The sequence below is a fragment of the Parathalassolituus penaei genome, assembly GCF_026626885.1.
In the GTDB taxonomy this organism is placed as follows: domain Bacteria; phylum Pseudomonadota; class Gammaproteobacteria; order Pseudomonadales; family Oceanobacteraceae; genus Oceanobacter; species Oceanobacter penaei.
Genome location: NZ_JAPNOA010000058.1, coordinates 1 through 21,806, shown reverse-complemented (window position 1 = coordinate 21,806; position 21,806 = coordinate 1). Strand labels below are relative to the sequence as shown.

Here is a 21,806-nt window from a genome sequence, read left to right as displayed (position 1 = left end):
GGCAAGGCTCAGCCTTGCCGCAACACCCGGCCTTACGGCTGACGACGTAAGTCCAGAGTGTTTGGATAGTCGTTTGGCGACTCTTCCGGTGGTGGCGACATCGGACGTGGTGTGGTGTGCGGGAAGAACTTGCGCACCGCATCAATATCCGGACGAGCCGAGAACACACCCTGGGTGTGATCCACAGTGGAGAACCGGTTAACGCGACGGGATTCCGCCTCGAACGAGTTCACCGGGAAGGTGTCGTAACTGCGACCGCCCGGATGCGATACGTGGTAGGTACAACCACCCACCGAGCGTCCGTTCCAGGTGTCGATCAGGTCGAACACCAGTGGTGAATGCACACCAATGGTCGGATGCAGGGCTGATGGTGGTGCCCACGCCTTGTAACGCACACCCGCCACGTACTCGCCGTGACGACCGGTTGCTGTCAACGGTACACGACGACCATTACAGGACAACACATAACGGTTGTTAGTCATGCCGTACACTTTCACCTGCAGACGCTCAACCGAAGAGTCCACGTAACGGGATGTACCGAAGCTGGACACTTCTTCACCCAGCACGTGCCAAGGCTCAATCGCCCAGCGCAGCTCCACTTTTACATCGCCCAGTTGCACACGGCCGTAGTGCGGGAAGCGGAATTCCTCGAACGGCAGCAGCCATTCGGCGCGGAAGTCCAGGCCATGTTCCTGCAGGTCACGGGCAACTTCTTTTACGTCTTCCCAGATGAAATGCGGCAGCATCCACTTGTCGTGCAGCTGGGTATTCCAGCGCACCAGCGGCTGACGGTACGGTTCTTTCCAGAAACGCATCACCAGCGCGCGAATCAGCAGTGCCTGCACCAGCGCCATACGGCTGTGTGGTGGCATTTCGAAACCACGGAATTCCAGAATCCCCAGACGGCCAGACGGTGCACCCGGTGCAAAAAGTTTGTCGATACAGAACTCGGCACGGTGGGTGTTACCGGTTACGTCGATCAGCAGGTTGCGCATGATACGGTCCACCAGCCATGGCATGGCGGTTTCCCCTTTTGGCATCTGCTGGAAGGCGATTTCCAGTTCGTACAGACCTTCGTCACGGCCTTCGTCCACCCGTGGTGCCTGACTGGTTGGACCAATAAAGGCACCGGAGAACAGGTACGACAGACTCGGATGGTGCTGCCAGTAGGTCACAAAACTCTGCAGCAGGTCTGGACGGCGCAGCATTGGACTGTCAGCCGGGGTCAGACCACCCAGGGTAATGTGGTTACCACCACCAGTACCGGTGTGACGACCGTCGAGCATGAATTTCTCAGTGCCCAGACGGGATTCACGAGCCGCTTTGTACAGCTCGGTCATGGTGTTCATCATCTCATCCCAGTTATTGGCTGGATGGATGTTCACCTCGATAACACCCGGGTCCGGGGTTACCAGCAGTTTCTGCAGACGCCAGTCACGTGGCGGCTCGTAACCTTCAATGATCACCGGCAACGACAGCGCGGCAGCGGTTTCCTCGATCATGGTCAGCAAGGCAACGTAACTTTCCAGGTACGGCAGTGGCGGCAGGAAAACATGCAGCTTGCCATCACGAGGTTCGATACAGAGCGCGGTACGAACCACGTTGCGCCACATGGTGCCGGTCTGCTGGCCTTTCTTGCGAGCAGCCTGGATTTCTTCACTGGAAGCGGTTTGTGCCGCCACCGTCGCACCTTGCGGAGCAGGTGACACAAACGGTGCCGGGCCACCATGGCTACGTGCAGTTTCGAGAATTTCCTCGCGGGTTTGCAGCGGCTCGGTGGTGCGGAACGGGTCGGCCTGCTGGATCAGCGGCACTTCTTCCGACCATGGCAGGCCCTGCAGTGGCAGACGCAGACCCATTGGCGAGTCACCCGGAATCAGGGTGATACGACCACGGCGCAGTTCCCACTTGCTGGACGTCCAGCATTGGCCATAGAAATCCCACTCCAGCGGCAGCACGTAACCGGTCGGGGTTTCAAAACCCTGCTCCAGAACACGCGCCAGACGGCGACGTTCAAGGTCGTCCTTGGCAGTGGCGATACGGGCATCAATGTTGGCTGGCAGGTTCTGTTCCTGCAGCAGGTAGTGCAAACCATCTTCAAAGGCGGCTTGCCCATACTGGCTGTCGAGGTTCAGCAAACCGGTCAGGTGTTCGGTAAAACGGGTCGCATCATTGATGGTGTGACCGTAGTTTTTGTCGACACGGGCCAGCAGGTCCGGACGCAGCCACATTGGCTGGTTGTCCTTACGCCAGAACACACCCAGCGCCCAGCGTGGCACTTCTTCACCCGGATACCATTTGCCCTGACCGTAGTGCAGCAGACCTTGCGGAGCAAAGTGATCACGCAGACGCAGCAACAGGGTTTTGGCCAGGCTCAGCTTGTGCGCACCCAGCGCTTCGGTGTTCCACTGCGCGGATTCCATATCGTCAATGGAAACAAACGTAGGCTCACCACCCATGGTCAGACGGACGTCTTCCTGCTGCAGCAGTTTGTCGACTTTCTGGCCCAGGGAAATCACGTCAGCCCATTCGGCATCGGTGTATGGCTTGGTGACACGCGGGTCTTCGTGGAAACGGCTGACTTCGTTCTTGTAGTCAAACGTCACTTCACACTTGTCGGTGAAACCGTTAATCGGTGCGGCCGAAACCGGGTGCGGCGTACAGGCCAGCGGAATATGACCTTCACCCGCAAACAGACCGGAAGTCGGATCAAGACCCACCCAGCCAGCACCAGGCAGATACACTTCACACCAGGCGTGCAGGTCGGTGAAGTCTGCAGATGGACCAGCAGGGCCATCCAGTGGTTTTTCATCCGGGGTCAGCTGTACCAGATAACCGGAAGCAAAACGGGCAGCCAGACCAACATGACGCAGCGCCTGCACCATCAGCCAGGCGGAGTCACGGCAGGAGCCTTTGGCCAGTTCCAGAGTTTCCTCAGGTGACTGCACACCCGGTTCCAGACGAATGCAGTACTCAACGATGTTCTGCAGACTCATGTTGAGGTCTACCAGGAAATCGATGGTGCGACGTTCTTTCAGGTCGATGGCGTCAACGAATTTTTTGAACAGAGCGCCCTGCTCTTCCAGCTCCAGATACGGTTGCAGTTCCTTCAGGGTCTGCTTGTCGTAATCGAACGGGAATTTCTCGGCGTATTCTTCGAGGAAGAAGTCGAACGGATTGATCACCGTCATATCGGCGATCACTTCCACTTCTACCGACAGCTTGCGGGTTTTCTCCGGGAAAACGATACGCGCCAGGTAGTTGCCGTAAGCATCCTGCTGCCAGTTGATGAAGTGGTTTTTAGGCTCAATTTTGAGACTGTAGGATTCAATCGGGGTACGGCTGTGGGGGGCCGGACGCAGGCGGATCACGTGTGGTGACAGTGAAACCGGCCTGTCAAACTCGTAATAGGTGTTGTGTTCAATCGCAACACGAATGGTCATAACAGCTCCCGGGCTGGAAATTCATATACACCCGCGCCGACACAAGGTCGGCAGCGGGGATGATAGGCACAATTACTTATCGCTCAGAAACCAGGTGGTCTGGATCAAGCCATGAACTTCCGCCAGGGAAACCTGCAGATCGTTGAGGTCATCCCTGAAAGAAGCGCCGAACTCGTCGGCCTCCAGCAAACGGCTCACTTCACTGCGAATAGCCAGAGCACGTTCTACCACTTGTTCGGACTTCGGCAGACGCTTGCTGCGCTCAGCAATTTCGTTGGCACAGAAGGTCAGAGAACGCGGGAATTGTTCGTTACCCATCAGAAAGTCCACCACTGTGTCGCCCTTGATGGACGAACGCATGGCACGACGGTACGGCTGGTCAGCATTGAGGGAACGCAGAACGTTGCCCCAGATGATCTGACGGGCGTTAACGGCGTAATCGTCATCCTGAACCTGCTGGATGGCGGCAATACCGGCGTCGAGGTTACGGGTGGTCATGTCGGCACGCTCAACGTTCTGACCCAGCTGCAACATTTCCCAGGCTTCGTCACGTGTCATGTTGACGCTCAGCAGACCCACAATTTGCTGGCAGGTCTTGACGATGCTTTCGAGGAATTCATGACGCACACTGCGGTTAACACCGTGCGCCAGGCTTTCCTGCACAAACAGGCTCAGCTCGTTCACCATCTCCCAGGCTTCACCTGGGATGACGTCACGGGTAGTTCGAATGTTTTCGCGGATCGCTCGCAAGGAGTTCACAACCGAACAAGGGTTGTTGTCATCCCCCAGCAGAAACTTCACCACGTTGCGTTCGTCACGAACCGAATAACGGTTGTTGAAGTCCTCTTCCAGACTGTTGATCACAATCAGGTTATACCAGCCGAGGTTGACCCGACGCGGCAGGTCGAACATCAGCTTGTCGTAAATACTGAGCAAACGCGCAGTGCTCTCAACCCGCTCGAGGTAACGGGCTGACCAATAAATCCGTTCAGCTACCTTGGAAAGCATTATTCAATTCCTGTTCCGGTATCCACAATCCAGGTGTCCTTACTGCCACCGCCCTGAGAGGAGTTAACCACCAGTGAGCCTTTTTTCATGGCCACACGGGTCAGACCGCCAGTGGTGACGTAACTGTCACGCGACTGCAGCACAAACGGACGCAGGTCGAGGTGACGAGGTTCCACCTTGTTCTTGCCAACAATGGTTGGCGCCGTGGACAACGCCAGCGTTGGCTGGGCGATGTAGTTGCGCGGATTGGCCTTGATCAGCTCAGCGAAGGTTTCACGATCTTTCTTGGTCGAATGTGGCCCCACCAGCATGCCGTAGCCGCCCGATTCGTTGGCCGGTTTTACAACCAGCTTGTCGAGGTTGGCCAGTACGTATTCACGCTGCTTGTCGTCGTAACACAGGAAGGTTTCAACATTCGGAATCAGCGGTTCTTCGTCGAGGTAATAACGGATGATGTCCGGCACAAAGGCATATACCACCTTGTCGTCCGCCACACCGGCACCCGGAGCGTTGGCCAGAGCCACGTTACCGGCACGCCATGCACGCATCAGGCCACGAACACCCAACACGGATTCCGGATGGAATACTTCAGGGTCGAGGAACATATCGTCGATACGACGGTAGATCACGTCCACACGTTCCAGACCAGCGATGGTCTTCATGTAGACGCAGTTGTCTTCCAGCACCACCAGATCACTGCCTTCTACCAGTTCAGCACCCATGCGCTGTGCCAGGAAAGCGTGTTCAAAATAGGCAGAGTTGAAGATACCCGGAGTCAGCACCACAACCACCGGCTTTTCGACGTCACGAGGTGACAGCGCGGCCAGGGTATCGAACAGGTTTTCAGGGTAATCGCCCACTGGGGCAATGTTTACTTTCTCAAACACTTCCGGAATAACACGCTTCATGATCGAGCGGTTTTCCAGCATGTAGGAGACACCGGAAGGGACCCGCAGGTTATCTTCCAGTACATAAAATTGGCCATCCTTGTCGCGTACCAGGTCGGTACCACAGACGTGGGCCCAGACACCGAAACGTGGGCTTACGCCTTCACATTCCTTGCGGTAGTTGACGGACTGTTTCAGAACGAATTCGGGAACGATGCCATCCTTGAGGACCTTCTGCTCGTGATAAAGGTCATCAATGAACATGTTCAGGGCTTTCAGGCGTTGCTTCAGACCGGCGGCGGTTTTATCCCACTGGGTTTTGGAAATAACCCGCGGCAGGATGTCGAACGGCCATGCCCGGTCAATATTGCCACCCTCGGTATATACCGTGAATGACACCCCCATTTCCTTGATAGTGGATTCAGCAGCAATTTTTCTCGAATTGATATCTTCATCAGACAGGGTCTGCAGATATTCGATCAATTGTTCTGCGGGTTCGCGCGCGCATCCGGGACTACTGATAAGTTCGTCGTAGAACTCACCCGGTGCATAATCCTTCCACTCGATAGACATACTGCTCCCTGAGATCTGCCTTCAGGCTTATAAGTAATGACCAGCCCGGCCGGCGGCCGGAGCCCACCATTTTTACTGCATTTAGGTCGGAAAGAGTAAACCACTCTCCCCATACTTGTGCAAGCACGTACGGGGCCAACTCCAGCACAGGCGCAGTACAGATCAATATTGGCGACGATGGTGACAAATCATCGCCCCAATAAAAAGCAGGTAGTGAAATTACGGGCATATATTCGCACCAGTTCAGTGCATAAACATGATTGTCCAGTTTGTCAATGTTGACAACGATTATTGCCATCATAATGTCATATGTTTATCGAACTGGTCAGGAAATGAGCTTTAAAACCTGAAAACGGCATATTCATATCAATACCGGAACCGATTGATACTACTTGTATCATTTCATGCCAATGTCATTTTTGAAAAACGTCTGATACCAACATAACAGATCTGGCAAAGCCATGGGTTTACCAATCAGATACCCCTGAGCCTGATCACAACCCTTGAGGCGCAACAGCTCCATTTGCGAAAGATGCTCAATACCTTCCGCCAGAACTTCCAGATTCAGCGCATGGGACAGATCAATAATCGCGGAAACAATGTTGGCATCAATCGGATTGGTGGCAGCGCCGTTCAGGAACTGACGATCAATCTTGATGATGTCTACCGGCAAATGGCGTAAATACGCCAGGGATGAATAACCGGTACCAAAATCGTCAATGGCAATACGTACCCCCAGCAACTTCAGTGAACGTAACGCCGCCAGCGTGTCGTGGCCGCTGCCCATCAAATGGCCTTCGGTAATTTCCAATACAATTCGATCAGCGGGAAAACCAACAGAATTGATCAGTTTGCTAACGGTGAACACCAGTGATTCATCGATAAACTGGCGCGGAGAGATGTTGATCGACATGGTGAGCGGATTTCCCTCACGCTTGTACCAGCGTGAAGCCGTCTCAAATGCCTGAGTCATTACCCAGGCACCAATAGGGGCAATCAACCCACATTCCTCAGCGATGCTGATAAACGCGTCGGGAAATACCAGCCCACGTTCTGGATGATTCCAGCGAATCAGGGCTTCAACTCCGACCATGTGCCCAGTCGTGACATCCACCTGTGGTTGATAAAACAGCTCAAACTGGTTTTCCCGCAACGCCGTGCGCAGCTCGCTTTCGATTTTCAAACGCTGCAACGTGCGTTCGTTCATTTCTGCAGTAAAGAAACGGAACAGGCCCTTGCCGTCTTCCTTGGCCTGATACATGGCCTGATCAGCACAGAAAATCAGGCGTTCGGCATCCCCCCCGTCATCCGGAAACTGGGCAATACCAATACTACAGTTGATGTAGACCTCCTGCCCCATCAGCATAAAAGGACGAGAGATTGTCGCCAGTATTTTTTCCGCCACCGTAATCGCGGAACGCTGGTGATTTTGCTGCGGCAGCAACAACACAAACTCGTCGCCGGACCAACGTGCCACCGTATCACTGTCGCGACAGCAGGCCGTCAGGCGCTGGGCAACCTGATTCAGTAACTGGTCACCGGCTTCATGGCCCAGCTTGTCGTTCACACTTTTGAAGCGGTCAAGGTCGATAAAAAACACCGACAGATTCCAGTGCTGGCGACTGTGAGTACGAATTTCTCGCCCCAGAATCTCCAGAAACGAATATCGGTTACAAAGCCCGGTCAAACCATCAAAGCGGGCAATATGATACAACTGCGCTTCCGCCCGCTTCTTTTCGGTAATGTCCCTCACGAACACAAAAAAACGCCGAGGACGATCGGCAAAAGGAATACTGTTGGCGGTTACCGACAGTGGCACCGTGTTGTCATCCTCCAGCAAACCGGTCATTTCACGTTCATCATCGGTTGTGGGTAACAGGCGTTCGATATCATCGTCCGAATGTTCAGCCCCGAAGTAATCTCTGCCGATTTCACGAACCAGACTCCAGATCGGGCGCTGCAACAGCTTGTGTGGCAGCTGGCGGAAAATACGCGCCGCCGCCGGGTTGGCCTTGAGCACCAGACCGGAACGGTCAAAAATCAGAATACCGTTTTGGGTATTGGCAAACAGGGAAACCAGTTCGTGATCTTTTTGCTGCAGGTCCTGCACCAGCTGCGACAGCATGTTGGACTGCGTGCGCAATGCTCTCTCACGCATGTCCGATGAGCTGATATCAAAAATCGAAATCACGCAAAAACGGGCGTCGTCATCCGACTCAAAGGGTTTGATCAGAATGGACTGTACCATCCGTTCTGACTTGCGCAGACCGGTAATCAGACGTCGATGTAGAGGGAAACTGGCGTCCAGCAGGCGGGATGATAATACCGATGGGCTATTCATCTGCAGCGCCTTGTGAATGCCACGGCTGATACGGCTGTTGCGGATTTCCGGAAACAGATCTTCCAGAACCTGATCCATCGCCGACGCCTCAGCAATACCGGAACAGCGTTCCATCCACTGGTTCCAGAGCACAACTCTGCCGCCAGGTGCGAGTACCACAATACCTGCATCTATCAGGTTTATGATCTGGCAATATAAGCTGTTAACCATATTCATGGGACTGTCATATATGAATATTCAGACGCGTCCGGATGTGATCAAACAGCCGGGTAAGGGTATCCCGTGGCTGGAAAAACATGAGCTGGGCACGAGAGTTTTTACTCACCACAGTAAAGCTGATGGTCAAAAACAGCACCATGTCATCAAGTTCTCCAATCAGGGTCGCACTATCACGCAGATCGTTGAAGTAGCCGTATTCACAATGAGGAAGCTCAGTATTAATGCGTAGCCCCAATAAACTCGACAGTGCATAAATCACCCCTGACACAGCCACATTGGTGAGGTCGAGCAGCATTTCCTCTTCGGTAGCCGCAAACTCCACCAGACAATCTTCAGGATCGCCCAGTAAACCATTCAGCAGATTAAGACTTTCCTGTTCACTGAAGAACAGCAGGGCCTCACCCGAAATGTCGCCACTGAAGCGCTGCTGCACAAAAATGGCCTTGCCAGCATCACGCATACGTTCGGTAAATACCAATGCATCTGCGCGTGGCACCATGCTCACTTCCGGGACATGCAATTCAATCCGGCTGCTGGAAATTTCCGACAACTCATCAATCACGTGACCTAATCCAAGATTGAGGGATTCTGCCAGTACATCCAGTGATATGGCTTCTGCCTGTGCATTCATCCGCCACCTCTTACTCTGCTGTCTGACCAGCGAAAAAATTGCTGAGGCGTCCGACAAAACCGGGCACATCGTCGGGGCTGACCGCCTTGTTGATGAGGCAGATGCCCATCAGGTCAGCATCTTCTATCAGGTGAGATGAACGGTTACCGGTAACCAGTGCGATACGGCCAATCGGTACTCCGGCCTGCACCAGGCTACGAGCAGTGGCCAAGCCATCCGGTGGGGCCATATTGACATCCAGCAAATACCAATCAAAGCGGTACTGTTCAGCAGCTGCCAACTCCAGCGCCTGGCGGCCAGAACTGGCTTCCTGAAACATCGCTTCAGGCATGGACTCGCTGACGGCATTTTTCAGCATCATACGAGCATACAAACTGTCATCAGCGACCAGACACAATTGAGACATAAACAAATCCTGAGAGTCGATTCCTGTCATTTAACGCTAGACGAGGGAACCTGTTTCGCAAGATTTGTTGGTAATTTTGTTACTTTAATCCCTTTGTTTTGTAAAATTATTTAACAGGTTCCGCAGGAACGGAAACCGCATCGGGCGTGGCTTCCAGCAGTGTTTCAACACTGGCCAGCAAACTCCGGTAATCACCGCTCTGATCGGCTGCGTAGTTGAGGTTTTTGATCAGTCCGGTCAGGCGCGTGTAATACTGGCGGATCTCCTGTTTGCGCTCATGATCCCCCTCAGCGGTCAGTAACGGCTCCGATTTGAACACCCGTTCGACCAGTTCAAACTGGCGCAGTTGCCGTGCCATTGGCACCGACACATCGACGGCATCGTAGGCATCCTGTTGCAGATACACCATGTCGAGCAGCAGGGCTTTCTGGTAGAGAATAAAATCCTCTTCGGTAATCCCCTCTTCGCCCGTTACCTGCATCATGCGGCTGATATCGTCGCCCCGATGCAAATCGGCCAGCCGTGCTTCCACCCGCGCGCTCCAGCCTTTGCCAATGTGTTCGTTGTACCAGGGCTGCAACTGGGCGTGGTAACGCGACCATGACAACAACGGGTCTACCGACGGATAAAAGCGCCGATAAGCCCGTTCGGCCGACAACCCCAGAAAGGTTTTCACCGTACCCAGGGTCGACTGGGTCACCGGCTCCTCGAAGTTGCCACCAGCAGGCGATACCGTACCAATCAGGGTTAATGACCCCTGTTGGGATTTGCCACCCTGGTTACGGCTGAGTACTCCAGCGCGTTCATAGAGGTTGCGAATAGACGAGTCGAGATAGGCCGGAAAAGCATCTTCACCGGGAATTTCCTCCAGCCGTCCAGAGGTTTCCCGCATGGCCTGCGCCCAACGCGAGGTGGAGTCGGCAATCAGCAACACGTCATAGCCCATCGACTGATAATACTCGCCCAGCGTAATCCCGGTGTAGATCGACGCTTCGCGCGCGGCAACCGGCATCGACGAGGTGTTACAGAGAATAATGGTGCGATCCATCAGGGTGCCGCCGGTTTTCGGATCAGCCAGATTAGGGAATTCCTGAATGGTTTCCACCACCTCACCGGCACGTTCACCACAGGCCACCACAATCACGATGTCGACGTTGGAATAGCGTGAGATCAGTCCCTGCAATACCGTTTTACCCGCGCCAAACGGCCCCGGAATACAACCGGTGCCACCACGGGCAATCGGGAAAAACGTGTCTATCAGGCGAATGGTGGTGGTCAGCGGTGTTTGTGGGTATTCACGCTGGGCTTTGCCCAGACGCACCAGCGCCTGTGACAACGACTGCCGAATTGGCCAGCGTTGTTTCATGGATAACGGCCGACTTTCAGCGCGGCCGCCATCACAGCGTTGCAAGCGTGCCACCGGATCATCCAGGCGGTAACTGCCTTCCAGAATCCACTCCACCCGCCAGCGTCCCGGCCAGTCGAACGGCACCATAATCGGATGCTGGAAACGTCCTTCGGCAACGCTGCCAGCGGCATCTCCAGCCGTCACTTCATCACCGGCACGAATCAGCGGCTTGAATGACCACTGACGTTCTCGGTCGAGTGCAGCAACGTCGACACCACGCGGCAGGAAAGTGCCATATTGGGCGGCCAGGGTTTCCAGCGGATTCTGCAAGCCGTCGTATACCATTCCCAGCAAGCCCGGCCCCAGTTCTGCCGACAGCTGCTGGCCGCTTTGCACCACCAGATCACCCACACCAACACCGGTGGTGCTTTCGTACACCTGGGCATCGGCGCGAATGCCGCGTATCCGCAGAATTTCGGCCTTGAGCCATTCCTGACGTCCATCCGCCGCCAGCCGCGACGGCAGGATATAAATCACTTCGTTCTTGATCAGGGGCTGGTAGTCACCGTTGGCATCCACAAGGCTTTCGATGGTGACCAGATCGTCCTGCACCGCCACAATACGGGCTGATGGGGTATTGCCGTTCAGACTCATGCGGCATCTCCTCGGGAGGTCATCGCTGTTTGCCGGCCCAACCGGCACAATTCCTGAAAACGCTGACGCGCATCGCTGCTGTTGTAACGGGTCCAGCGATCAATCATGTCCCAGCGCAACACGTACAACATCACCGCACACAGGCTGTAATCACCTTCTCGATGAAAGCGCCCGGTAAATTGCCAGCACAACTGCAGCAGGCGTTTTTCCACCAGCCAGGGTTGCTGCTGGTGCATCAGCTGCAGAACCTCCGGCAGCCAGGGAAACGCCCGTTCCAGATGAAAATGCGGCTCCTGCCAGTTGCGTTCGATCTGCAGGCGATAACGACTGCAGGTCCACTCCCCGACTGGCGCTTGCGATTGGCCGTTTTCACGGGCCGCCAGCGCGGCAAACAGCGTGCGATAGTCGAGCACACCAGCCACCAGCGCCCGCAAGGAACGACTGCCGGGATAACCGTCATCGGGCAGAGCCAGCTGCTCCAGCAGATGTTGCTGGCGCAACACCAGCCGCTGGTTATTGGTTTCTACCGCCAATGCGCCCCAGTGCAGCACCGCTTCCATCTCGCCAATCAGGCGTTGTACATCCTCTGGCAGCACCTGTAACCGCCGCTCCAGACGCAACCGCGATATAGGCGTGCGCGCCGATTCCAGCAAGCCCTGATGGCGCGGCAGGCTGGTCAGCAGAGCAATGGCCTCGTCGCTGTGATTCATCATCGGATGATGCCATCGAGAATGGCGCGGAAACGCGGCTGCAAATAATCCAGCAGCAGGTCGGCAATGGCGCGGTCGCTGAGATCCACTTCAATCTGGTCATTACGCAGGATCAGATGAATACCGGCCTTGTTGTCATCGCGCGGTGCAAAGCTGACCCCTTCACGCAACATGTCTTCCTGCAGGGCAAACGCCAGATCAGCCACCGCACCGCTGCGAGCCGATTCCGGCGCGCGGCGAATATCATCCAGCCCCGGCGGCGTAGCAGGCAGCAGGATTTCCAGCTCGGCCTGATCTGGCAGGCCCGCCTGTTCGAGCTTGCGCGCCGCTGCCGCCAGCACCAGTTTTTCAAGAATGGGCGGACGCTCCACTTCTGCCCGCACCAGCCGCCCGACATCGGTGGCAAAACGTTTGGCCATCATGGCTTTCATATCCAGCACCAGATCGCGGAAGGCAATCTGCAGGGATTCACGAGCCGCCCGCTGTTCGCGTTCGATATCGGCCAGTGCCTGTTGGCGTTCGGCGTCTGCCTCCGTGCGCGCTTGCGACAGAATTCGCGCCGCTTCGGCCCGTGCTGCCACCACCAGTTCGTCGGCCTGACGTTTACCGGCGTCGATACCGTCCTGTTGCAAACGGGCAATCAGTTCATCCACCCCGGAGGAAATGATCTGGCTATCGGCTTTGCTCATGCTAAGGCTCCTGTCTGCGGAATTGCGCCCGCCAGCACCAGGGCAAAAATAAACACAAACACCCCGAAGCCTTCGACAATTGCCGCCGGTGCAATCGACATCCCGAAGATTTCCGGCTTCTCCTTGGCCGCGGCAATCGCGGTGGCACAGGCACGCCCCTGCCAGATACCGGTAAACATAAGAGTCAGACCAGCAAGAATACCGATCCCGGCCAGAGCACCGGCGTTATAGGCCTGCACCGGTTGCTGCAGGGTAAACATCAGCACAATGCCGTAAATCACAAACGAGGAAGGCAACACCGACAGGCCAATAAAACGCCCGTAACCACTGTCGGTATCCAGCATGGCGCCAATGGCGGCCTGCCCGGCAATGGCACAGCCGATCACACTGCCAATAGCCCCTAACGCTACCGGCGCAAATACGCCTGCCCAACCGAGGGCAATCACCAGTTCATTCATGCTCGATCTCCTCCAGACGGAACGGGCTGAAGGCATATCCCTCACCCGGCTCACCCCAGTTATAAAACTCGATAAAATTCAGACGAAGGCCATGTACCACACCACTCATAATGCCCAGCCCGAGGTTAATGGCGTGCCCCAGTAACAGAATCAGCCCTGCCTCCAGTACACCAATACCGCTGTCGGCATGCAGGCGGCTGATTGCCAGCTGGTTGAACGTTAACGCCAATGATGCGGACGCCAGCCCTAACGCAAACAGACGCATGTAACTCAGCACGTCACCAAATAACTTGCTGACATCCAGCAGTGCGCTGACGGCCTGAATACCTCCGCGCCACCAGCTCGCACCCTGCGAACGCCAGTTGCCGATCAGCACCATCAGGGCCGACAGTCCCAAACCGTCGAACAACAGTGGTTGCCAGTGGTTATCCAGCTGCCAGAAACCAACCCCCATCAGCATCATCAGAATCCAGCCCAAACGCCCCACCAGCAGTTGCCACGAAAAACGCTGACTGCGCAGCAAACTCAGATGCGCCAGCGTCAGATGCCCAATCCCCACCAGTACCGACAACAGCATCATCTGGCTGTAATGACCCACATCCACCACGACTGGCCACGCCAGCCAGCTGTTGGGTGGCGGTGCCACACCAAAATAACTGCCGACCAGCACACCCCAGACCAGCGCGCCGCCCGTCAGCCAGGCCATCAGCTGACGCAGATCCCGGGTGGTTTCCGAACGCCCCAGCCGTTTCCAGCCGAACAGCAACGGCAGCATCAGCAACAGTGCATAACCGGCATCCGCCAGGATCATGGCAAAGAACAGCACAAACGACAGGAACAGCTGTACCGATGGGTCCCAGCTGCCATACGCCGGTAACTGATAAAAACGCGCCAGCAGACCACCGGCGGCAAACCCCGGTGCCGGTTTGAGCAGGGTTGGTGGTTTTTCAGAGGGCCTTGGGTCGCGGGCTTGCCAGGCAAAACCGGTGTTGCGAGCCTGCTCATCAAAACTGGCCAGCTCTGTCGCCGGTAACCAGCCCTGCAGACTGAACAGGGGCTCATGGTCTTCGGTCTGGGCCCGTACATAACGCCACAACGAACGGCTGTCGGCGCGGGCCCGGAACTGCTGCAACAGGTTGAGATAACGGGTAAGGTCCTGGCGTTGCAGATACAGCTCTTCGAGGCGGGTTTCAGTGGCGTCGAGATCATCCTGCAACTGCCCAAGGGATCGACTGCCCAGATGCTCACGTGGCACCGGTAACAGATGCGCCGCTGGCTCGTTGGCGCTGATCAGCACCAGATAATAGAAACGGCTACTGCGACCCACGATTTGCCAGGGCACATCAACCTGCTGCAGAGCGGCATAACGATTCACCGGCAGGCGGTAAAACCACAGACGGAAATGCTCCACCATGGTATCGGCCGGAAAGCAGAAATTACCCCAGGGGCGCATCAGCTGAATCCGTTTCTGCAATTCATCGCGCTGGTCTTCGGTATTGCGCAGCTGTTCTTTCAGAGCCAGCACATCGTCGACGATATGATCCGGGTGAAAGCCCTGGAACTTCTTCAGTGGCCGCCGCGACACCGGGCTATGCGCCAGAAAGCGGATAGCTTCCTGTACCCGGCGCGAGCGTGGCGACAGAGGCAACTGGTCGGGATTGGCGCCGCTGTTGCTGGCAATGTGCAAACGCCCATAACGCTGCAGCACCGTCAGAATCGCGTCGCGGTCGGCCTGCCGCCCCACCAGATGAATGTGTTTGAGGGCAACAATACTCACAACCCCGACTCCTGTTCTCGCTGACGGGCCTTGGCGATTTTCGAGGTCACCACCGCTTCTCGCGCCTTGTCGTCCAGATAGATACGAATGGTGCGGATATGCTCACGGGTTTGTGGAATCAGCACCTTGTCGAACAGATTCATACGCTGGGTAACCTTGCGCAGGGCTTCATGAATCAGCAGCAAGTTGCTGGCAAGAATCTCGACCTGCAGCTGCATACGAATGGCTTCCTCCAGCCATTGCTGCAATACCGGCACCCAGTGTGGTCGCGCCAGCAAAGGGATGGCGGCCCGCTCAAAACGGACGGTTTCCAGTTCTTCCACCCAGACTCCGGCCAGATTACGGCGCAAACGCTCAAACGATTTGAGGCTCACCAACCCCTGCAAGTCGATTTCCTGAATCGCCAGCATCGGCAGCTGTTCGGCAACCCGGTTTTCGAGCATGGTCAAACGCTGCAGACACTCAGCCTGCGCCTGTTCGGTTTCTTTTACCGATTGCATCAGCTGCTGACGCTTGAGTTCCAGCGATGGCAAAAAGCGCTGATAAGTCGCCAGCTGTTGGCGTTGTTGCAGCAGGCTGGATTTGGATAACAGCAAACGCGCCACGTTTATGCCTCCGCAGACTCACGGCGTGCTGGCAGATACTTTTTCACCAGTTCGCTTTTCATCAGCAGCTGCTCCGGCTCAAAACAGTCGGCCATGATCTGCCAGCCAAGATCCAGCGCCTGCTCCAGCGGCATATCCACTTCCAGCGCCATAAAATGCTGACGGAACAGCTGGCCGTATTTCAGCAACTGCTGATCGTACGGATTGAGGTCAAACGCCATGGCCTGCTTCTGTTCTGCTTCAACTGCCGCGGAATAAAAACGGATCATGGTATTCATGACCTGACCGTGGTCTTCTCGGGTCTGTTTACCAATCACAAACTGCTTCAGACGCGACAACGAGCCAAACGGGTCCAGCTGGCCATTGTGCAAATAGAACTGGCCTTCGGTGATGTAACCGGTGTTATCCGGCACCGGATGGCTGACGTCATTCCCCGGCATGGTGGTAACTGCCAGAATGGTGACCGAGCCACCCTTGGCAAAATCACAGGCCTTTTCATACCGGCGCGCCAGCTGCGAATAGAGGTCACCCATGTAGCCACGATTGGACGGCACCCGTTCATTGGCGATTCCGATTTCCTTGAGGGCATCGGCATAGGCCGTCATATCGGTCAGCAGCACCAGTACCCGTTTGCCTTCTTCAACGGCAAAACGTTCCGCCACCGCTAGCGCCATATCCGGCACCAGCAAGCGCTCAACAATGGAGTCGGACGCCAGATTCACAAACATCAGGGTACGGGCAAAGGTGCCGTTGTCTTCGAAGGTCTTACGGAACAACCAGTAGTCGTCGAAGCCCAGCCCCATGCCACCAAACACCAGAATATCGGCATCCGCCTGGGTGCCAATTCTGGCCAGAAAGCGGTTGTAGGGTTCACCGGAAACCGAAAATACCGGGATTTTCTGGCTTTCCACCAGGCTGTTAAAGAGATCAATCATCGGCACGTTGGTGCGGATCATGCGTGATGCCAGCACCCGCCGCATCGGATTCACCGTAGGCCCGGCAATGTCGATACGAGCATCAAACTCCAGTGATGGCCCACCATCAATCGGAGTGCCTCGACCGTTAAACACCCGTCCCAGCACATTGCCGGAATAACTTACCTGCATCGGATGACCGAGGAAGGTCACACTGGCGGCGGTCGACAGCCCCTTGGTGGAGTCCAGCACCTGCAGGGATACCCGTTCATCGCGGATATCCATGACCTGCGCCAGACGACTGCCACTACCATCCGGTTCAGTCAGCACCGCCAGGTCGCCCAGCCGCACCTGTGGTGTATCACCGGCCGCAGGAACTGGTACACGTACCCGCACCAGATCACCAACAATGGCGATAACAGAACGATAGGATTTGCCAGCCGGGTTCATGCCTTGCTCCTGAATAGACGGGCTCAAAACGAGCGTTCCCTGATAACAGCTACAATGATGCCTGCCAGATACAACAGGACATTGACATGAGACAGACGAAACCGAGCCACGAGAAGCTTCTGATAAAATTCACTGTTCCAACTGTTCCCAGATCGCAGTTACCACATGCCAGGCCAGCAGCACCCGAGATGACTATCACACTTGTGATGACAGTCACAGATTGGGTATAGTCCCGGTTTCAAACACCGCAGTCGACGAACGGTAGCATCGTTCCATTGGCGGTCAGACTTGTGAGGTTTTCAGTGCAGCCACAGGCTCAACATTCCGCCCTGACGCTGGTTAGTGATGCCATCAAGCGTGGCGTTGATATCCAGATCCTGTTCTACAGCGATGAATACCTGTGCTCCACTAACCGGGTGCTGGCCATATTTGGCAGTAGTCGTCGTTATATTGCCCGTAATCTTTCCATCAGCACTCTATTGGCCGCCGATCAGCAGCATCTGATCAAGGTACATCCGATTACCCCAGGTTCGTCCATCGCGGATCAGCTGGACCAGCAGGCACGGCCAATTGACGAATTTTTCTGGCTGCTGGCTTATCGTATGGCGACAGATGGCCGTTTACTACCAGGCTGCAAGTCCCATGATCTGGTCTACCTGCAACGCTGGCCCAACTTTACTCGCCTGCCGCACACTCCGGCCATGGTACGCCTTGCAGCCCTTCTGGCCGCACGCCCAACACCGGTCGACGTTGCAGCTCGCACTCTCGGTATACCGATTGCCGAGGCCTTCCGTTTTTACAGCGCCGCTCGTTATGCCGGTTACACCGACACCCTCGACCACACCCCGAAACCGTTGCTGGCCAGCCAACCCAGTGCCAGTGATGCCAATGAACGTCGAGGAGTTATTCGCTCCCTCTGGCGCCGACTGATTCGTGCAGACTGAGGCACACTCAACAATCTGCACACCACTCCGCGCAGCTGGAGGGAATCAGTCCACATTCTGAACAGCTGGTGTTCATAAAAGCGCCAAACTGCCAACCGGTAACTGGCGGCCAGCCATACTTTTATCGACCATAATGCACAGACGCAGCTGATGGCTGCCAACGTTCAACCAGCAACGGACTCGCAGTATGGGAATGGCACAGCAGGTTTCGGATTTTCATCCCGATATTCTGGAAGAAGGCATTTTCCGGATCGCCCGCAAGGCATTTGATTACCACAAGGACATTCAGATTCTGTTCAGCAGTGACGAATACCTCTGCTCATCAGACCGTTACCTGGTGATTTCAGGCTCCACCGGCCGCTTTATTCTCAGCAATCTCAACTTCGACCAGATCGTCAATGCCAACGCTAACGACTATCGGGTGAGGGGACTGAAAGCCGGGTTGATTCCCGGAGCCCGTCAGGTCAGTCGTCCGGCTGATGAATTTTTCTGGCGTTATGCGTTTCAGTTGTCAGCGGGGCGTCTGTTACCGAGCTGTCGGAGTAACGACGTGGTACAGCTGCGTCACTGGCCCAACTTCACGCGCCTGCCCATCACTCCCAACAGTTACCGCATTGCGGCGCTGCTGACAGCACGCCCAACCTCAATCGATACCGCCCAGCGTCTGTTGCAGGTCAGCCATGCTGAAATTAACCAGTTCTATAGCGCCGCCTGGCTGGCCGGTTATACCCGCCTGTTTAACCGACCGCTGGATACTCCGGTGCAGTTCAAAACTCACGAACATATCGGCGTGATTCGTATGCTGCTGAACCGCTTTCGACGCCCATCGCGCTAATCCTGCTCGCCATTACTGACGCAGCCCTGAGCCGTACTCTTGTCGGCTCAGGGCATAATACACATAAATATCAGGGATATGCTGACCAGCAAGCACGAAATCCGGCAGCGCTCGACTATAATTCTCAAATAGCCGCCCGCCCCGGACCAAATCTCAGGAGTCTGAACGATCCTGCCGGTCCGGCTGACCGCCACCGGAACAACAATAATGACGACACCTCTCTCCATATCCGGAGTTTCTGGCCCTCACCTCATTAATAAAGGTCTGAGTCTGAAAGGCAAACTGATTGTGCTGTTTGTCCTGATCAAGGTACTTCCCCTGCTGTTTCTGGCATTTCTGGCCCGCGACCAGATACGCCAATTAGGACATGAATTACTGTCCAGCTTTGCAGAACAAGGTCAGCAAAGTGTACGTGCGCTGAATTCAGCAGCAGACGCTGCCATCGAAGATTCGGTTCAGGCTCTGGATAACAGTGCTCGTGATAATCTTGAACGAATGTCTACAGACACAGCCCGGGCCATCGCCGCGTTTTTGTACGCCCGTGATGCAGACCTGCGTCTGGCTGCGCAGTTACCGGCGAATCAGGACAGCTATCGCCAGTTTATGCTCAGCCGCCAATCAGCCTTGCCGATTGCTCCGGAATGGCAACTGAGTGCGGACGGCTCACAGTGGCAAATCCTGGAAAACACCAAAAACCATCACCAGACCCCGGTTAATCTGCTCGATAATCCGGATATTACCCAATTGCATTACCGTGAGCCCGAGGCTATCAACCAGACCAGCATGCAGCCTTTGTATCGAGAGCTGACCCTGATTGCACTCGATGGTCAGGAACGGCTGAAAATTCTTCGCGATGGCACACTCAGTCAGGAACTGCATAACGTGCAACAACGACAATACACCTTTGCTGGTTCCGAACACTATTTCAGTGAGTTGGCCGGACTCAAGGAAGGCGAGATTTATGTCTCTGAGGTAATTGGCGAATATCGCCCGGCGCATCTGATTGGCCTCTATACCCCGGCCACCGCGGCCAAAGCTGGCCTCAACTATCAACCGGAAGAGGAAGCCTATGCCGGTCCGGAAAACCCGCTGGGCAAACGTTTTGAAGGGATTGTGCGCTGGGTGATGCCGATTTATCACAACGGCCAGCGGCAGGGGTATATCAGCCTCGCACTGGATCACCAGCACTTGCAGGCCTTTACTGATTATCTCCGCCCGACCGCCGAACGTTACAGCACCAGTGGTGACGCCCGCGATGGTAACTACGCGTTTGTCTGGGATGAGCTGGGTCGTAACATCGCTCACCCGCGTCATTATTTTATTACCGGCTTTAACCGCCAGACTGGTGAACGCGAAGTGCCCTGGTTACCGGAAGAAGACTGGAACGCCTACCAGAACAGCGGCTTGCCGTTTTCCGAATTTTCACAACAACTGGCCAACTACGAAGATCAGGGCAATCATCGCATAGCCTCAAAGGACCAGGCTAAACAAGGGCTGGTTGGACTGGATTGTCGTTACCTCGACTTTGCTCCACAGTGCCGGGGCTGGATGGATCTTACCCGTGACGGTGGCTCCGGCTCGTTTTTGCTGATCTGGAGTGGCATTTCCAAACTCACGACCGTTGCCCCGATCCCCTATTTCACCAGCCAGTATGGCAACAGTTTGCGCGGCTTCGGGTTTGTCAGTATCGGCGCCAACGTTGACGACTTTCATCGCAGTGCCACCGAAACCCGTGAGCGAATCACCCATCAGATTGATCACTTCAGTACCAACCTGGAACTCAATAACCGCAGTGTTAACCAACGTGTCAACGAAACCATGACCTCCACCACTTCTCATCTAGGTCTCGTAACAGCTGCAATGACTCTGATGGTTGTCATGATCGCCATCTGGATAGCAGTGTACCTGTCGAATCAGATCCGACAGCTGATCAATGGTATTAACCGCTTTCAGCAGGGGGAGCGCAGTTTCCGCTTCGCCACCCGCAAACAGGATGAAATGGCGCAGCTGGCGACTGCCTTTGACGGTATGGCCGACAGCATCCAGAGCAATATCCAGTCACTGGAGACCGAAATTCGCCAGCGCCAGCAAACCGAAATCCTGTTACGCAAAATGCAAGACCAGCTCGAACACCTGGTCGATGAGCGCACAGCAGCCCTGACGGCGGCCAACGCGGAACTGCACTTCCAGATTGAAGAGCGGCGTCAGGCCGAATCACGGGCGCGCCATATGGCCGAACACGACCCGTTAACCGGACTGGCCAACCGTCTGAAATTTCAGGCACTGGTAGAGCTTGCACTGATCAACAATCGTGACCGCCGACAACGCTTGGTGCTGATGTTCCTCGACCTCGACCGATTCAAGTCAGTGAATGACACCCTTGGCCACCATATGGGGGACCAGCTGTTATGTCGGGTGGCACGAACTATTAGCCGTCAGATTCGTATGGCCGATACCGTAGCACGCTTGGGGGGAGATGAGTTTGCCATCCTGATGACCAATATTGCTGAAGACCAGACCGTCGAGCGCATTGCCAGCCAGATTATCGAAAGCCTCAATGAACCCTTCCTGATCGACGGCAACGCCATTCTGACCGGCACCAGCATTGGCATCAGCCGTTTCCCGGACGACGCCCACGACGCCGACCTGCTGCTCATTCAAGCCGACCAGGCAATGTATGCCGCCAAAAACGAAGGTGGAAACCGCTTCTGCTGGTATCACAAAATACCTCTGCTTCAGGCCTGACAAGTCGACGGGGGTCGGACGTCGGATGAATAGCATCCACCAGTACACCGATTTCACCCACCAAAGGTGGCTGCAAAATGCCCATCTGGGCGAGCCGGGATTCACCGCAACGGCCGACCCAGCCGGGGCATGGATGCCCCGCAAGGCCCGTTGGCACAAGGACGTGCCA

At 55.5% G+C, this 21,806-nt stretch carries 16 protein-coding genes; 3 read left to right on the top strand and 13 right to left on the bottom strand.

Features of this window, described 5'->3' with window-relative positions; all coding sequences use genetic code 11:
* Positions 1–32: 32 nt before the first annotated feature.
* The 13 genes from OUO13_RS16900 to OUO13_RS16840 all read right to left on the bottom strand — a co-directional run bounded on the left by OUO13_RS16900 (position 33) and on the right by OUO13_RS16840 (position 17,140).
* Positions 33–3,443 carry a transglutaminase family protein gene (locus OUO13_RS16900; protein ID WP_283175076.1) on the bottom strand — a complete coding sequence of 1,137 codons (3,411 nt, stop codon included), beginning with the start codon at positions 3,441–3,443 and terminating at the stop codon, positions 33–35.
* Positions 3,444–3,515: 72 nt separating this feature from the next.
* Positions 3,516–4,451, bottom strand: a complete 936-nt coding sequence (locus tag OUO13_RS16895) for an alpha-E domain-containing protein (RefSeq protein ID WP_283175075.1) — start codon at positions 4,449–4,451, stop codon at positions 3,516–3,518.
* Positions 4,451–5,911, bottom strand: coding sequence for a circularly permuted type 2 ATP-grasp protein (locus OUO13_RS16890; protein WP_283175074.1), 1,461 nt, complete (start codon positions 5,909–5,911; stop codon positions 4,451–4,453). Before OUO13_RS16890 ends, OUO13_RS16895 begins: the two co-directional genes overlap by 1 nt.
* A gap of 397 nt (positions 5,912–6,308) precedes the next feature.
* A complete protein-coding gene (locus OUO13_RS16885) occupies positions 6,309–8,462 on the bottom strand; it encodes a putative bifunctional diguanylate cyclase/phosphodiesterase (RefSeq protein WP_283175073.1) in 2,154 nt (717 codons plus the stop codon).
* Between the two features lie 13 nt (positions 8,463–8,475).
* Positions 8,476–9,102, bottom strand: a complete 627-nt coding sequence (locus OUO13_RS16880) for a hypothetical protein (RefSeq protein WP_283175072.1) — start codon at positions 9,100–9,102, stop codon at positions 8,476–8,478.
* 10 nt (positions 9,103–9,112) lie between these two features.
* Complete coding sequence (locus OUO13_RS16875; RefSeq protein WP_283175071.1) at positions 9,113–9,508, bottom strand: response regulator transcription factor; 396 nt, start codon at positions 9,506–9,508, stop codon at positions 9,113–9,115.
* Positions 9,509–9,614: 106 nt separating this feature from the next.
* Positions 9,615–11,510 carry a V-type ATP synthase subunit A gene (locus OUO13_RS16870; protein WP_283175070.1) on the bottom strand — a complete coding sequence of 632 codons (1,896 nt, stop codon included), beginning with the start codon at positions 11,508–11,510 and terminating at the stop codon, positions 9,615–9,617.
* Positions 11,507–12,223 (bottom strand): DUF2764 family protein, encoded by a 717-nt coding sequence (locus tag OUO13_RS16865; RefSeq protein ID WP_283175069.1) that lies wholly within the window; start codon positions 12,221–12,223, stop codon positions 11,507–11,509. Before OUO13_RS16865 ends, OUO13_RS16870 begins: the two co-directional genes overlap by 4 nt.
* Positions 12,220–12,909, bottom strand: coding sequence for a hypothetical protein (locus OUO13_RS16860; protein ID WP_283175068.1), 690 nt, complete (start codon positions 12,907–12,909; stop codon positions 12,220–12,222). Before OUO13_RS16860 ends, OUO13_RS16865 begins: the two co-directional genes overlap by 4 nt.
* Positions 12,906–13,367, bottom strand: a complete 462-nt coding sequence (locus OUO13_RS16855) for an ATP synthase subunit C (protein WP_283175067.1) — start codon at positions 13,365–13,367, stop codon at positions 12,906–12,908. The genes OUO13_RS16860 and OUO13_RS16855 overlap by 4 nt, the downstream gene beginning before the upstream one ends.
* Positions 13,360–15,144: a V-type ATP synthase subunit I gene (locus tag OUO13_RS16850; protein ID WP_283175066.1), complete on the bottom strand. Its 1,785-nt coding sequence runs from the start codon at positions 15,142–15,144 to the stop codon at positions 13,360–13,362. The genes OUO13_RS16855 and OUO13_RS16850 overlap by 8 nt, the downstream gene beginning before the upstream one ends.
* Entirely contained in the window at positions 15,141–15,749 is a 609-nt protein-coding gene (locus OUO13_RS16845; RefSeq protein WP_283175065.1) for a V-type ATP synthase subunit D, read from the bottom strand. The genes OUO13_RS16850 and OUO13_RS16845 overlap by 4 nt, the downstream gene beginning before the upstream one ends.
* A gap of 2 nt (positions 15,750–15,751) precedes the next feature.
* The gene (locus OUO13_RS16840) at positions 15,752–17,140 is read right to left on the bottom strand and encodes a V-type ATP synthase subunit B (protein ID WP_283175064.1); all 1,389 of its coding nucleotides are present in this window, start codon (positions 17,138–17,140) and stop codon (positions 15,752–15,754) included.
* Between the two features lie 263 nt (positions 17,141–17,403).
* On the opposite strand from OUO13_RS16840, the gene OUO13_RS16835 reads away from it, so the two are divergent.
* From OUO13_RS16835 to OUO13_RS16825, 3 genes are all read left to right on the top strand, one after another.
* On the top strand, positions 17,404–18,057 hold the full coding sequence (locus tag OUO13_RS16835; protein ID WP_283175063.1) for a hypothetical protein: 654 nt from the start codon (positions 17,404–17,406) through the stop codon (positions 18,055–18,057).
* 193 nt (positions 18,058–18,250) lie between these two features.
* On the top strand, positions 18,251–18,892 hold the full coding sequence (locus tag OUO13_RS16830) for a hypothetical protein (RefSeq protein ID WP_283175062.1): 642 nt from the start codon (positions 18,251–18,253) through the stop codon (positions 18,890–18,892).
* A gap of 207 nt (positions 18,893–19,099) precedes the next feature.
* Positions 19,100–21,637 (top strand): diguanylate cyclase domain-containing protein, encoded by a 2,538-nt coding sequence (locus OUO13_RS16825; protein WP_283175061.1) that lies wholly within the window; start codon positions 19,100–19,102, stop codon positions 21,635–21,637.
* Positions 21,638–21,806 lie beyond the last annotated feature (169 nt).

What these genes read in the sequence shown, in the direction of transcription:
- OUO13_RS16890 (WP_283175074.1), bottom strand. Translation starts at nt 5,911, where the DNA reads ATGTCTATCGAGTGGAAGGATTATGCACCGGGTGAGTTCTACGACGAA.
- OUO13_RS16900 (WP_283175076.1), bottom strand. Translation starts at nt 3,443, where the DNA reads ATGACCATTCGTGTTGCGATTGAACACAACACCTATTACGAGTTTGAC.
- OUO13_RS16895 (WP_283175075.1), bottom strand. Translation starts at nt 4,451, where the DNA reads ATGCTTTCCAAGGTAGCTGAACGGATTTATTGGTCAGCCCGTTACCTC.
- OUO13_RS16860 (WP_283175068.1), bottom strand. Translation starts at nt 12,909, where the DNA reads ATGAGCAAAGCCGATAGCCAGATCATTTCCTCCGGGGTGGATGAACTG.
- OUO13_RS16885 (WP_283175073.1), bottom strand. Translation starts at nt 8,462, where the DNA reads ATGGTTAACAGCTTATATTGCCAGATCATAAACCTGATAGATGCAGGT.
- OUO13_RS16875 (WP_283175071.1), bottom strand. Translation starts at nt 9,508, where the DNA reads ATGTCTCAATTGTGTCTGGTCGCTGATGACAGTTTGTATGCTCGTATG.
- OUO13_RS16830 (WP_283175062.1), top strand. Translation starts at nt 18,251, where the DNA reads ATGGCACAGCAGGTTTCGGATTTTCATCCCGATATTCTGGAAGAAGGC.
- OUO13_RS16855 (WP_283175067.1), bottom strand. Translation starts at nt 13,367, where the DNA reads ATGAATGAACTGGTGATTGCCCTCGGTTGGGCAGGCGTATTTGCGCCG.
- OUO13_RS16880 (WP_283175072.1), bottom strand. Translation starts at nt 9,102, where the DNA reads ATGAATGCACAGGCAGAAGCCATATCACTGGATGTACTGGCAGAATCC.
- OUO13_RS16870 (WP_283175070.1), bottom strand. Translation starts at nt 11,510, where the DNA reads ATGAGTCTGAACGGCAATACCCCATCAGCCCGTATTGTGGCGGTGCAG.
- OUO13_RS16825 (WP_283175061.1), top strand. Translation starts at nt 19,100, where the DNA reads ATGACGACACCTCTCTCCATATCCGGAGTTTCTGGCCCTCACCTCATT.
- OUO13_RS16865 (WP_283175069.1), bottom strand. Translation starts at nt 12,223, where the DNA reads ATGATGAATCACAGCGACGAGGCCATTGCTCTGCTGACCAGCCTGCCG.